The organism is Micrococcus sp. 63XJN7_8_ISO-PGPR-S23-253, from assembly GCF_056173425.1.
Map to the genome: position 1 here is coordinate 1,093,017 of NZ_CM149673.1, position 13,390 is coordinate 1,106,406.

The window sequence follows — 13,390 nt, forward strand, 5'->3', positions numbered from 1 at the left end:
CCACCGGGGTCCGGGCCGTCGCGCGGTGTCGTGTCAGGCGGGGTACTCGCCCCGCTTGACCTGGGGCTTGGGCAGACGCAGGCGGCGGAACTGCAGCGCGCGCATGATGCCGTAGAAGCCGGTCCCGGGCTCCGGCGTGCCGAAGCGCTCCGTGAGGCCCTTCTTGATGTGCCGGCTGACCAGGAAGCTCTCGATGAGCACGAGGGCCACGAGCACGTACAGGCTGATCATCAGGATCAGCTGCGCCTCGCGGCCGGGGATGAACATGAGCAGGACGTAGGCGAAGACGACGGGCATGAGCCACTCGCCGATGCCGGTGCGTGCGTCCACGTAGTCACGGACCCAGCGCTTCTGCGGTCCCTTGTCGCGCGCCGGGAGACCGCGCTCGTCCCCGGTCTCCAGCGCGGCGCGCTGGCGCATCCGCTCCTGGGCCATCGCCTGACGCTCGGCCTTGCGGGCCGCCTTGCGATCGTCGGGGACCAGGGTGCGCCGGCGCGCGGCCTCCTGGTCGCGGCGCCGCGGAGTCGGGCCCTTCTTGCCCTGCGAGCGGTCGCGCGGCCCGGCCTCGGCCACGGCGGCGTCCTCGGCGGGCGCGGCGGAGGAGCCGTGAGTCGAAGGGGTGGGCGCGGTCTCGGGGGTCTTGTCTCGCTTGAACACCCGTCCAGTCTAGTGGTGGGGCGCATCCGGCCCGCCCGGAGGCGCGGCTTTCGGCCCGGCGGCCGTCTACGCTGGCCGTCATGACTGACATCACCTCCCGTGCGCCGCAGGACGCGGCCCTCGTCTCGGCCGTCCGTGAGGCCGTCGAGGCCCGCTTCCCGACGACCCTCCAGACCCTCACCGACCTCGTGGCGATCCCGGGCATCGCCTGGGACTCCGCGGACCGCACCCAGCTCGAGCGGTCCGCCGAGGCCGTCGCGGGCCTGCTGCGCGAGGCGGGCCTGCAGCATGTGGAGATCGTGACCGAGACCCGCGACGACGGCCGGCCCGGCGGGCCGGCGGTGATCGGCGAGAAGCCCGGCGCCTCAGACAAGCCCACTGTCTTGTTGTATGCCCATCATGACGTGCAGCCGATCGGGGACGAGGACCTCTGGGACACCCCGCCGCTCGTGGCCACCGAGCGCGGCGGGCGGCTGTATGGCCGCGGCGCCGCCGACGACAAGGCCGGCATCATGGTCCACCTCGCCGCCCTCGCCGCCCTGCGGGACGTCCTGCCCGACGCCGGCGTCGGCGTCCGCGTCTTCATCGAGGGCGAGGAGGAGGCCGGCTCGCCCACCTTCCGCACCTTCCTGGAGAAGCACCGGGCGCGCCTCGACGCCGACGCGATCGTCGTCGCGGACTCGTCCAACTGGGCCGTGGGGGAGCCCGCGCTGACCACGTCCCTGCGCGGGCTGGTGGACGGCACGGTGACCGTCCGGGTGCTCGACCACGCCGTGCACTCCGGCATGTTCGGCGGGCCGGTCCTGGACGCCGTCGTCCTGCTCTCGCGGCTGATCGCCACGCTCCACGACGCGGACGGTGCGGTCGCCGTGCCCGGCCTCGAGCCGCGTCAGACCGCGGGGCTGGACTACCCCAAGGACGTCTTCCGTGCGGACGCGGGCGTGCTGGACGGGGTGACCCTGGCCGGCCGCGGTTCGGTCGCAGACCGGCTGTGGAACGCGCCCGCGCTGAGCATCATCGGGATCGACGCGCCCTCCGTCGCGGAGTCCTCGAACACGATCCAGCCCGCGGCGCGCGCCAAGTTCTCGCTGCGCCTGGGCCCCGGCATGGACCCCGCGGAGGCCTTCGAGGCGCTGCGCACCCACCTGGAGGCGCAGTCTGCGGCGGTGCTCGGCGCGGAGATCACGGTCACCGCGGGGGAGTTCGGTCAGCCGTTCACGACGGACACCGCGGCCCCCGCCGCGGCCGCGATGATGGCCGCCCTGGAGGACGCCTGGGGCGTCGAGCCCCGGGCGATCGGCATGGGCGGCTCCATCCCGTTCACCGCGGACCTCGCCGAGGTCTTCCCGGAGGCCACCCTCCTCATCACGGGCGTGGAGGACCCGGACACGCGGGCGCACTCGGCCAACGAGTCGCTGCACATCGACGACTTCAAGCGGGCCGTCGTGGCCGAGGCGCTCTGGCTCGCGCGGCTCTCCAAGTGAGTGCCGCCCGGCCCGCCGCCGATGCGGCGGGCCGGGAATGCCCCGTGGGCGGCTAGTGTTGCCCTGAAGACCACACGCGCGTGACGGCCCCGTCCGCGCCCCATGATCTGAGGAGGTCACGATGGCTCTGTCCGCAGAGGAGACCGGTGTCGAGATCGGCGCGACCCAGGACGCCGAGGGCCTGCCCCCGCACGAGGTCGAGCTGACCGACGTGGCGGCCGGCAAGGTGCGCTCGCTGCTCGAGCAGGAGGGCCGCACGGACCTGCGACTGCGCGTCGCCGTGCAGCCGGGCGGCTGCTCCGGCCTGATCTACCAGCTCTACTTCGACGAGCGCGTCCTCGACGGCGACACCGTCCGTGACTACGACGGGGTCGAGGTGATCGTCGACAAGATGAGCGTGCCCTACCTCATGGGCGCGACCATCGACTTCGAGGACACCATCTCGAAGCAGGGCTTCACGATCGACAACCCCAACGCGGGCGGCTCGTGCGCCTGCGGCGACTCCTTCCACTGATCTGCGGGCGCCCGGCGCGCCTCGGACCGCGAACCGGCGGGTCGGCCTCGGCCGGCCCGCCGTCGTCGTGCTCGGGCACCGCGCCCAGGATGCTCGGACCCGGCTCCCAGACACGATCCGCCCGTGTCACGGTGCGGAGAATCCGCTCGTTTCGGCTTAGACTGGCTCTGAATCATCAGGGCATACCCGTGCTCCCTGCGAGGACGCTGCGAGAAGTCGCCGAATCGCCGGGGGAGCGGGCACGCCCCTCGCACACGAGATGAAGAGGAAGGCCGTCTGTGAGAGCACAGAATGACGCCGGACGTCGGACTCGCCGCCGCTGGACCGCCGGTGCCGTGGGCACCACGGCGCTCCTGGTGCTGACCGGGTGTTCGGCAGAGGTCCAGCGCGGCTGGTACCCCGGCACCCGGGACACCACCAACTACAACGCCCAGCTCACCGACCTGTGGGTGAACTCCTGGATCGCGGCCATGGTCGTCGGCCTGCTGGCCTGGGGCGCCATGATCTGGTGCATGGTGGCGTACCGCCGCCGCAAGAACGACCAGGGCTTCCCGAAGCAGACGGCCTACAACGTGCCGCTCGAGACCATGTTCACGGCCATCCCGATCCTGATGGTCTTCACCCTCTGGGGCTTCACCGACCGCGTCCAGACCGAGGTCGACCGCCCCGTGGACGACTCGCCGCTGACCGTCACCGTGTACGGCAAGCAGTGGTCCTGGGACTTCAACTACTCCTACGAGCAGGAGAACGGCGAGGTCATCGAGGCCCACTACTCCGGCATCCAGGCCCAGCTGGACGGCACCGAGGGCGTGCGTGACACCCTTCCGGTCCTGTACCTGCCGAATGACGTGCCGGTGCACTTCGAGCTGAAGTCCCGTGACGTGGCCCACTCCTTCTGGATCCCGCAGTTCCTCCAGAAGCGTGACATGGTGCCCGGCAAGACCAACCACCTGTACCTGACCCCCCAGGAGCTGGGCAGCTACGACGGCAAGTGCGCCGAGCTGTGCGGCGAGTTCCACTCCGAGATGCTCTTCAACGTGGAGGTCGTCGACGAGACGGAGTTCGTCCAGCGCCTCGAGGAGATGGAGCCGGGTCAGGTGGGCGAAGAGTACAGCCGCAATCCCAACAACAACCCTGACGGCGCCGGGACGATGGAGCGCGATCTCCAGACCCCCCGCGGTGGAGGTAGCCACTGATGACCACTTACGAGTACGCAACGGATGAGGTGCGCTCACAGGCGCAGCCTCGTGTGGTGCCCCGTTCGCTGGGCAAGATCGTCGTCAGCTGGCTGACGACGACCGACCACAAGGTGCTCGGGTACATGTACCTGATCACGTCCTTCGTCTTCTTCTGCATCGGCGGCGTCATGGCCCTCATGATCCGCGCGGAGCTCTTCGAGCCCGGCATGCAGATCCTGCAGACGAAGGAGCAGTACAACCAGCTGTTCACCATGCACGGCACGCTCATGCTGCTCATGTTCGCGACCCCGCTCTTCACGGGCTTCGCCAACGTGCTGGTGCCGCTGCAGATCGGTGCTCCGGACGTGTCCTTCCCGCGTCTGAACGCCTTGGCGTTCTGGTTCTTCCTGTTCGGCTCGCTCATCGCGACCGCCGGCTTCCTCACCCCGCAGGGTGCGGCCTCGTTCGGCTGGTTCGCCTACGCCCCGCTCTCCAACACCACGTACTCGCCGGGCGTCGGCGGTGACCTCTGGGTGTTCGGTCTGGTCCTCCAGGGCTTCGGCACGATCATGGGCGGCGTCAACTTCATCACCACGATCCTGACGATGCGTGCCCCGGGCATGACGATGTGGCGCATGCCGATCTTCACCTGGAACACGCTCATCACCGGCATCTTGATCATGGTGGCGTTCCCGCCGTTCGCCTCCGCGCTCTTCGCGCTGGGCCTGGACCGTCGCTTCGGCGGCCACATCTTCAACCCGGAGAACGGCGGCGCCATCCTGTGGCAGCACCTCTTCTGGTTCTTCGGCCACCCCGAGGTGTACATCATCGCCCTGCCGTTCTTCGGCGTCGTGTCGGAGATCATCCCGGTGTTCTCCCGCAAGCCGATCTTCGGCTACAAGTCCATCGTGTTCGCGACGACGGCGATCGCCGCGCTCTCCGTGACGGTGTGGGCGCACCACATGTACGTGACCGGCGCCGTGCTCCTGCCGTTCTTCTCCGTGATGACCATGCTCATCGCGGTCCCGACCGGCGTGAAGTTCGTGAACTGGATCGGCACCATGTGGCGCGGTTCGATCACCTTCGAGACCCCGATGCTGTGGACGCTCGGCTTCATGGTCACCTTCCTGTTCGGTGGCCTGACCGGCGTCATCCTGGCGTCGCCGCCCCTGGACTTCCAGGTGTCCGACACGTACTTCGTCGTGGCGCACTTCCACTACGTCGTCTTCGGCACCGTGGTGTTCGCGATGTTCGCCGGCTTCTTCTTCTGGTGGCCGAAGTTCACCGGCAAGATGCTGAACGAGCGTCTCGGCAAGATCCAGTTCTGGATGCTGTTCGTGGGCTTCCACGGCACGTTCCTGATCCAGCACTGGCTCGGTGTCATCGGCATGCCCCGTCGCTACGCGGACTACATGGTGGAGGACAGCTTCCAGGCGATGAACGCGTTCTCCTCGGTGTTCTCCTTCGTTCTCGGCGCGTCGCTGATCCCGTTCTTCTGGAACGTCTACATCACCTCGCGCTATGGCAAGAAGGTCACCGTGGACGACCCGTGGGGCTTCGGCGGCTCGCTCGAGTGGACCACCTCGTGCCCGCCGCCGCGGCACAACTTCCACTCCCTGCCGCGCATCCGCTCCGAGCGTCCGGCGCTGGATCTGCACCACCCGGAGCTCTTCCCGCACTCGCCTCAGAACACGTCTGAGGCCTTCGGAGAGAAGGTCGCCCAGTGAAGGTCGCAGCCAACATCTTCTGGATCATCGGCCTGTTCTTCATCGCAGCCGCCACCCTCTACGGGTTCTGGGTCGAGTGGACCGAGTGGGCAGGCATCCCGGCCATCTACGCCGTGGGCGGGATGTCCTGGATGATCGCCTGGTACCTGCGGGCCGCCGAGCACAAATACGGCGTCGGCCCTGCAGATGACGAGGACGGTCAGATCGTCGAGTACGCCGGCACCTACGGCACCTTCGCTCCCTGGAGCTGGTGGCCCCTGGGCCTCGGCCTGGGCTGCGCGATCATCGTGACCGGCCTGGCCGTCGGCTGGTGGGTCTTCATCATCGGCATCGTCGCCGCCGCCTACTTCACCTTCGGGTGGGTCTACGAGTTCTCTCGGGGCAAGTACGCCCACTGACCCGTCCGTCGTTCCACCACCGCAGGCCGGATCCCCTCGGGGTCCGGCCTGCGGCGTTTCCCTGTGCGCTGAGTACGGCCGGCCCGCCGTCGTGGCAGCCGGCCAGCCGCTCGACGTACACCGCGGCGGCGGATCTCCACGACCTGTCTCGCCGCGTCTGGGGAAGCGGGAGCCGTGCACCAGGAGCGCGCGTGCCGCGCAGCGGCGCTGGGCAGGCCACCCGACGTCGGCGCGTGCGTTGGCAGCCGCCCTGAGGGGTCGGGCGGCGATGCCCTGATGAGCCCTGCACGGCCGGGGAGTGGGCCGCACGACCGCGTGTGACCGTGTCGGCGGCCGCGCGGCTTTCACCCCGCTCCGGGCGACCGGAGACCGCCGCGTCGTGTGGCAGGAGGGTATGAGGCCGCTGCCAGCCGTGGGGCCGGCCGAGCCCGGGGGAGCGTCGCCACCGGGGTAGGGGCCGACGGTGAACGTCGTGTCCCGCCTCCATCGCCGACGCCTCGCGTCGCTGGGCCTCGCAGGTGCACGCCCGAGCGAGACCACGGTCGCGGTGACAGGCCGGTACGTCCTCTCTCGCCCCGGTCCGGGACAGGGGGGTGTGCCGGCCGGTCGCTGAGTTGCAGGTCCGCCCACCCCACCCTGCACCGCTGTCACACGCGACGACCGGTCCGGCGTCACCGTGAGGCCGTCAGAGCTCCCCGTGCCACCGTCAGGGGCACGGCGGCCTGTGTCCTCCAGCTACGGGTGCACCGTGCGTCTCGGCCTGCGGCGGTGAATCACAGAGGCGTCTGGCGGCGGTCTTCTCCCGCCGTTCTGAGTTCGCAGACGGAGGATTCCGGCCCGGTGTCGCCACGTCCGACCATGCCCGGGCGCAGCCGGTGGTGGTCGGGCGCGGCGGACAGCACAGGGGGCGGTGGTGTGCGGGGGCGAGGCCCATGCGCGGACTCCTCTCCGAGGATGAGCGGATGTCGCAGCGCCCATTCGTGGCGGGGCGCCGGCTCATCCCCTCTGAGCGCGCGTGGGAGGACAGCCACTTGAGGACCCCGAGCATCGACGGTGTCCGTCTCCTGCCGTCTCCTGGGACACCCCCGAGGGAGGCCACCTGCGTCCGCCCAGCATCCGTTGTCACGGACCGGACGCACGCCTGACCATGCCCGAGTCGGTGTGCCGCGACGGGCGAGGAGCGTCACAACTCATGCCCACCCGGGGCGGCCGCCGAAGGTGCCCCCCGCAGCGTAGGTCGCCGATCCGGCGGCCGGGGGCGGGGCGCTGGACCACCTCATGGCGCCCGCTACGGCCTTGGGCGGGCCCTCCCGCGGCGGCCGCGGCGGCCCGCCCAGGGACGCCGAAGGGCCCCGCGCACCGTGGTGCGCGGGGCCCTTCGTCAGGGGATCAGCCGACCGGGGTCAGCGCTCCAGGTGAGGAGCGTCCGAGCCGTGTCCGAGCTCGACGGGGTGCTCCTCGTGGCCGTGCTGGCCGTGGGTGCGGGCCTCCACCAGCTCCTCCCGGGAGACCGGGGCGACGCGGTTCTGGTAGAACATGCGGTTCAGGGCGGCACGGGCCTTCTCCAGCGTGCCCACCTTGCCGTTGCGGCCGGGGATGGCCGGCACCGGGCGACGGTCCTCGAAGGACACCAGGCGGTACAGCTCGTAGTCGGTGAGCTGGCGGTGGCGCTCATGGAAGCCGCCCTCGGGGGACATCTCGATGACGCCGGCCTCGTGGCCGTGGAGCACCAGCTCACGGTCCTTGCGCTGCAGGGACAGGCAGATGCGGCGGGTCACGATGAAGGCGATCACCGGGCCGAGGAAGAACAGCGCGCGCAGCACGTACAGCACGTCGTTCAGGGAGAGGTGGAAGTGGGTGGCGATGAGGTCCGAGGACGCGGCCGCCCACATGACGCAGTACCAGACGACGGCGGCCACGCCGATGCCCGTGCGGGCCGGGGCGTTGCGGGGACGGTCGAGCAGGTGGTGCTCGGTGTCGTCCTTGGTGATCCACCGCTCGATCCAGGGCCAGGCGCACATGCCGACGATCAGGGCGCCGACCGGGATCAGCGGCACGAGCACGCCCATGGGCAGGGACACCGAGGAGCCCCACGGCATCGGGATGTTCCAGAGGAAGGAGTAGTCGCCGATCATGCCCGGCATGAGGCGCAGGGCACCGTCGAACACGCCGATGTACCAGTCGGGCTGGGTGCCGGCCTGCACCGGGGACGGATCATACGGGCCGTAGTTCCAGTTGGCGTTGATCGTCACCGTGGAGGCGATGAGCGCGAGCACACCGAACACGATGAAGAAGAAGCCGCCGGCCTTGGCCGCGTACACGGGGCCCACCGGATAGCCGACCACGTTGTCCTCGGTGCGGCCCGGGCCCGGGTACTGGGTGTGCTTGTGCACGACGACCATGAACAGGTGGATGCCGATCAGCAGCAGGATGGCGGCCGGCACGATCATGATGTGCAGGGCATACAGGCGACCGATGACCGAGTGGCCGGGGAACTCGCCGCCGAAGAAGAAGGCGGAGAGGTACGAGCCGACCAGCGGCAGCGACTTCAGGATGCCGTCGATGATGCGCAGGCCGTTGCCGGAGAGCACCTCGTCGGGCAGGGAGTAGCCGGTGAAGCCGGCAGCCCAGCCGGCCATCAGCAGGAAGCAGCCGACCAGCCAGTTCAGCTCACGCGGGCGACGGAACGCGCCGGTGAAGAACACGCGCAGCATGTGCACGGACATGGCCGCCACGAACAGCAGCGCGGCCCAGTGGTGCAGCTGGCGCATGAACAGACCGCCGCGCACGTCGAACGAGATGTCGAGGGTCGATGCGTAGGCCGCGGACATCTCGATGCCGCGCAGCGGGGCGTAGGCCCCGTCGTAGACGACCTCTGACATGGAGGGATCGAAGAAGAGGGTGAGGAATGCGCCGGACAGCAGCAGGATGACGAAGCTGTACAGGGCGACCTCGCCGAACATGAACGTCCAGTGGTCCGGGAAGATCTTGCGGCCGAAGAACTTCACGATCGGCGACATGCCCATCCGGGTGTCGACGAAGTTGGCGATGCGGCCGGTCGTGGTCGCCGGCTGGAACTCATTCACGGTGGTGCTCATAGGTGTCAGCCACGCTCCCAGTAGACAGGCCCGACGGGCTCATGGAAATCGCTCTGGGCCACGAGGAAGCCCTCGTCGTCCACGGTGATCGGCAGCTGCGGCAGCGCGTGGCTGGCCGGGCCGAAGATGACCTTGCACTCCTGCGTCAGGTCGAAGGTCGACTGGTGGCAGGGGCAGAGCAGGTGGTGGGTGTGCTGCTCGTACAGGGCGATCGGGCAACCCACGTGCGTGCAGACCTTGGAGTAGGCGAAGATCCCGTCCACGTTCCAGTCCTCGCGGCCCGGGGTGATCTTCACCTTGGCGGGATCGAGACGCATGAGCAGGACGACGGCCTTGGCCTTCTGGTTGAGCTTGTCGTGGCCCAGGTCGTTCAGGCCGTCGGGGATGACGTGCACGGCGGAGCCGAGCGTGACGTCCGAGGCCTTGATGGGGGAGCCGGTGGGGTCGCGCACGAGGCGCACGCCCTCGGCCCACATGGAGTGGCGCAGACGCTCCGGACCGAAGTTCTGGGCTTCCTGGTCCGAGAAGTTGTCCGTGTCGTCCAGGTCGCGGAACACGGCGATGAACGGCAGGGGGGCCAGCAGGGCGGCGCCGATCAGGGTGTTGCGCAGCAGGGGGCGGCGCTTGATCTGCGACTCGTCCAGGATCTCGGAGATCATCCCGGTGGCGGCCACGCGGTCGGCCTCCGAGCGGATCTCATGACGGTCCTCGACGGTCTCGTGGTCCGGCATCAGGGTCTTGGCCCAGTGCACCACGCCGATGCCGATGCCGAACATGGCCAGGGCGGTGCCCAGGCCGAGCAGGAGGTTCTGCAGATAGATCTTGCTGAACGCCTCACCGTTGCCGATCTGCCCCACGCCGAAGTAGCCGATGAAGAAGAGCACCGTGCCCACGATGGAGATGAGGAACATGACCGAGACCTGACGCTCGGCGCGCTTCGCAGCCTTCGGATCCTCATCGGCCAGACGCGGACGGTGCGGAGGCAGGCCCGGGTTGTCGATCGCGTACCGGGGCGCGTCCTCGCCGGCGTGCTCGAGGGAACCCGAGCGGTGCTCGGTCCCTTCAAGGCCTTTCTCGCCCATATGTCCTGTTTCCTTTACTCGAGTGATGAATGTCGATGACGGGTGGTCGGCGCGCCTGCGCCGACGGGATCAGGAGGACCGGCTGGTGAGCCAGACCATGAAGCCGATGATCAGCGCCAGGCCCGCGGTCCAGATGAACAGGCCCTCGGAGACGGGGCCGAGCGAGCCGAGGGCGAGGCCGCCGGGGGAGCCCTGGTTCTCGATGGTCTTGAGGTACGCGATGATGTCGCGCTTGTCCTCGGGCTTGATGTTCGAGTCGGAGAACACCGGCATGTTCTGCGGGCCGGTCTCCATGGCCTCGTAGATGTGCTTCTCCTCCACGCCCTGCAGAGACGGGGCGTACTTGCCGCGGGTCAGCGCACCGCCGGCCGCAGCCGCGTTGTGGCACATGGCGCAGTTGATGCGGAACAGGTCGCCGCCGCGGGTGATGTCCACGTCCTCGTGGTTCACATCCAGGTACTCGTCCTCGGGGACGGCGGGGCCGGCACCCAGCGAGGCGACGTACGCGGCGAGCTGCGCCGTCTGCTCGTCGTTGAACTGGTTCGGCTTGACCTGGGCCTGCGGGCCGTTCATCTGCATCGGCATGCGGCCGGTGCCCACCTGGAAGTCGACGGAGGCGGCGCCGACACCGATCAGAGACGGGCCGGAGGGACCCCCCGCGGCACCCGTGCCGTGGCACGAGGCGCAGTTCGCGTTGAAGAGCTTCTCGCCCTCGGAGATGTCATCAGCCGAGGCGGCCGCGGTGACCTGCGTGGCCGCCTGCGCCTGGTTCACGGTGCTCGCGACGGAGTACAGTCCGCCGGTCACCAGGAGTCCCAGCAGGAGGAGCGCCAGCCCCATCAGGGGATGGCGTCGGTTCTGCGAAAGTGCCTTCACGGGGGTTTCCTATCGTTCTCTTCCGGGGCGGGCCGCTCATGCTGCCGGCCCGGGCCTGAAGTCGGTGCGGTGAGTGGGGGTCGTCTTACTTCAGGAAGTAGACGATGAAGAACAGGGCGATCCAGACGACGTCCACGAAGTGCCAGTAGTAGGACACGACGATCGCCGACGTCGCCTCGTGGTGGCCGAAGCGGCGGGCCATGTAGGCGCGGCCGATGATGAAGAGGAACGCGATCAGGCCGCCGGTCACGTGGATGGCGTGGAAGCCGGTGGTGATGTAGAACGCCGAGCCGTACGCGTTCGCCGCGACGGTCACACCCTCGGAGACGAGAACCGCGTACTCGTAGGACTGCACCGCCACGAAGATCGAGCCCATGATGAAGGTCAGGATGAACCACTCGACCATGCCCCACTTCCCGAACTGCAGGAGGCCGCCGGTGCGGCGGGGCTGAAGGCGCTCGGCGGCGAGGACGCCGAACTGGGCGGTGACGGAGGAGAGCACCAGGATCGTCGTGTTCACCGCGGCGAGCGGAACGTTGAGGATCGCGGTGTGCTCGGCCCAGAGCTCCGGAGACGTGGAGCGAAGGGTGAAGTACATGGCGAAGAGCCCACCGAAAAACATGAGCTCGCTGGCAAGCCACACCATGGTCCCGACCTGCACCATGTTGGGCCGGCTCGGGAGCCCCGTGGTGGGCTGATGGAGAGTGGGGTTAGCTGTGGTCACCCAGCCATTATGGCCCCAAACACCGCCCGGGCGGTAAATCGAACCTACCGTGTCGCAGGACGGGTCGTCAGCACCGTCGGGGGGTTTCAGTGACAGTCGGGGGCTGGTGTCCAGGTGGTGTCCAGGTTCGAAGCGAGCCGTGCATGACATGGCGCGGCCCCGGGTGCAGCCGGGCCGCTAGGCTCAGTGCGTGAGCACCCCCGAGAACACCGCAGCAGTCCTGGGGACCTCCTGGCCGGAGGTCTTCCGCGCCCTCACCGTCGGCGAGGACCTCAGCGACCACGTCGCCGCATGGGCCATGGGGGAGATGATGGCCGGCGATGCCACCGAGGGGCAGGTGGGCGGATTCCTCCTCGCCCTGGCCGCCAAGGGGGTGACGGTGCCGGAGCTGCGCGGCCTGACCGAGGCGATGGTGCAGGCGGCGAACCCGGTGCACGTGCCGGGGGAGACCCTCGACGTCGTGGGCACGGGCGGCGACCGCCTGGGCACCGTGAACCTCTCGACGATGTCCTCGCTCGTGGCCGCCGGTGCGGGCGCGCGGATCGTCAAGCACGGGAACCGAGGCGCCTCGTCCACCGCCGGCGCGGCCGACGTGATCGAGGCCCTCGGCGTGGACCTGTCCATGCCGGCCCGGAAGGCCGAGGAGTGCGCCGAGGCCGTGGGCATCACGTTCCTCTTCGCCCAGAACTACCACCCGTCCATGAAGTACGTGGCACCGGTGCGCAAGCAGCTCGGCGTGCCCACCGTGTTCAACTTCCTCGGCCCCCTGAGCAATCCGGCCCAGGTCACCGCCCAGGCCCTGGGCTGCTCGAGCGAGGCCATGGTCCCGTTGCTCGCCCAGGTGCTCGCGGACCGGGGGGTGCGCGGCTTCGTCTTCCGCGGGGCGGACGGCCGGGACAAGATCACGACGTCGGGGCCGTCGACCGTCATGGAGGTCCGGGACGGTGTGCGCACCCACGAGCTCGATCCCCGGGAGCTGGGCATCGACCTGGCCCCCGTCCAGGCTCTGGCCGGGCGGGACGGCGCCTACAACGCGACCCTCGTCCGCGCTCTGCTGGCGGGGGAGAAGGGCCCGATCCGCGACGCCGTCCTCCTCAACGCGGCCGCGGGCCTGACGGCCTGGGACCGCGACGCGGACGCTCCGCTGATGGAGCGACTGGCGGCCAACATGACGCGGGCCGCCGAGTCGATCGACTCCGGCGCCGCGCGTGACGTCCTGGACCGCTGGGTCGCCTTCTCCCGGTCCTGATGGTGCGACGACGGGCCCTCACCGGCGAGGTGGGGCCCGTCGTCGAGAGGACGCTCAGGAGTCAAAGCCGAGCGCCCATCCCTCGCCGAGGTCCTCGGACGAGTAGGTCCGGAAGGCCAGCATGGTCTCGGTGTCCTGGATCCCGTCGACCTTGGAGAGATGGTCGGCGATCACGTCGGCGAGGTCCTCGTAGCGGCGCACCTTGACCATCGCCACCAGGTCCCACGCGCCGGTCACGGAGTAGACCGACCCGACCCCCTCGAGCGCGGCGAGGGTCTCGGCGGTCTCCGGGATGCTGGATTTGTCGGTCTTGATCAAGACGATGGCGGTGACCACGGGCGGTCCTCATTTCCTCGATGCTGCGGGTCCGGTGTCCGCGATGATCCTAGCCGCGCGCCGACCC

12 protein-coding genes are annotated in these 13,390 nt (G+C 69.3%); 6 read left to right on the top strand and 6 right to left on the bottom strand.

Annotated features, from left to right (window positions below):
• Window positions 1-33: 33 nt before the first annotated feature.
• On the bottom strand, window positions 34-657 hold the full coding sequence (locus AC0VX4_RS05025; protein ID WP_144823992.1) for a DUF3043 domain-containing protein: 624 nt from the start codon (window positions 655-657) through the stop codon (window positions 34-36).
• 80 nt (window positions 658-737) lie between these two features.
• Between AC0VX4_RS05025 and AC0VX4_RS05030 the strand changes: the two genes are divergently transcribed.
• The 5 genes from AC0VX4_RS05030 (at window position 738) to AC0VX4_RS05050 (ending at window position 5,958) form a co-directional block, all read left to right on the top strand.
• Window positions 738-2,141 carry a dipeptidase gene (locus tag AC0VX4_RS05030; protein WP_144823993.1) on the top strand — a complete coding sequence of 468 codons (1,404 nt, stop codon included), beginning with the start codon at window positions 738-740 and terminating at the stop codon, window positions 2,139-2,141.
• Between the two features lie 121 nt (window positions 2,142-2,262).
• Window positions 2,263-2,655: an iron-sulfur cluster insertion protein ErpA gene (gene erpA, locus AC0VX4_RS05035; RefSeq protein WP_002854644.1), complete on the top strand. Its 393-nt coding sequence runs from the start codon at window positions 2,263-2,265 to the stop codon at window positions 2,653-2,655.
• A 278-nt stretch (window positions 2,656-2,933) separates the two neighbouring features.
• Complete coding sequence (gene ctaC / locus AC0VX4_RS05040) at window positions 2,934-3,851, top strand: aa3-type cytochrome oxidase subunit II (protein WP_002854640.1); 918 nt, start codon at window positions 2,934-2,936, stop codon at window positions 3,849-3,851.
• Window positions 3,851-5,560: an aa3-type cytochrome oxidase subunit I gene (ctaD, locus tag AC0VX4_RS05045; protein WP_049161847.1), complete on the top strand. Its 1,710-nt coding sequence runs from the start codon at window positions 3,851-3,853 to the stop codon at window positions 5,558-5,560. The genes ctaC and ctaD overlap by 1 nt, the downstream gene beginning before the upstream one ends.
• On the top strand, window positions 5,557-5,958 hold the full coding sequence (locus AC0VX4_RS05050) for a cytochrome c oxidase subunit 4 (protein ID WP_002854636.1): 402 nt from the start codon (window positions 5,557-5,559) through the stop codon (window positions 5,956-5,958). The genes ctaD and AC0VX4_RS05050 overlap by 4 nt, the downstream gene beginning before the upstream one ends.
• Before the next feature lie 1,403 nt (window positions 5,959-7,361).
• Here the strand turns inward: AC0VX4_RS05050 and qcrB are convergent.
• From qcrB to ctaE, 4 genes are all read right to left on the bottom strand, one after another.
• Window positions 7,362-9,056 carry a cytochrome bc1 complex cytochrome b subunit gene (gene qcrB, locus AC0VX4_RS05055; RefSeq protein WP_060774982.1) on the bottom strand — a complete coding sequence of 565 codons (1,695 nt, stop codon included), beginning with the start codon at window positions 9,054-9,056 and terminating at the stop codon, window positions 7,362-7,364.
• A gap of 5 nt (window positions 9,057-9,061) precedes the next feature.
• On the bottom strand, window positions 9,062-10,138 hold the full coding sequence (qcrA, locus tag AC0VX4_RS05060; RefSeq protein WP_060774981.1) for a cytochrome bc1 complex Rieske iron-sulfur subunit: 1,077 nt from the start codon (window positions 10,136-10,138) through the stop codon (window positions 9,062-9,064).
• A gap of 69 nt (window positions 10,139-10,207) precedes the next feature.
• A complete protein-coding gene (gene qcrC / locus AC0VX4_RS05065) occupies window positions 10,208-11,014 on the bottom strand; it encodes a cytochrome bc1 complex diheme cytochrome c subunit (RefSeq protein WP_036315101.1) in 807 nt (268 codons plus the stop codon).
• Between the two features lie 85 nt (window positions 11,015-11,099).
• Window positions 11,100-11,738: an aa3-type cytochrome oxidase subunit III gene (gene ctaE / locus AC0VX4_RS05070; protein WP_456301674.1), complete on the bottom strand. Its 639-nt coding sequence runs from the start codon at window positions 11,736-11,738 to the stop codon at window positions 11,100-11,102.
• 190 nt (window positions 11,739-11,928) lie between these two features.
• Between ctaE and trpD the strand changes: the two genes are divergently transcribed.
• Window positions 11,929-12,987, top strand: coding sequence for an anthranilate phosphoribosyltransferase (gene trpD, locus AC0VX4_RS05075; protein WP_098471719.1), 1,059 nt, complete (start codon window positions 11,929-11,931; stop codon window positions 12,985-12,987).
• Between the two features lie 54 nt (window positions 12,988-13,041).
• Here trpD and AC0VX4_RS05080 read toward each other — a convergent pair whose 3' ends face one another.
• Window positions 13,042-13,323 (bottom strand): Lrp/AsnC family transcriptional regulator, encoded by a 282-nt coding sequence (locus tag AC0VX4_RS05080; protein ID WP_002854527.1) that lies wholly within the window; start codon window positions 13,321-13,323, stop codon window positions 13,042-13,044.
• Window positions 13,324-13,390 lie beyond the last annotated feature (67 nt).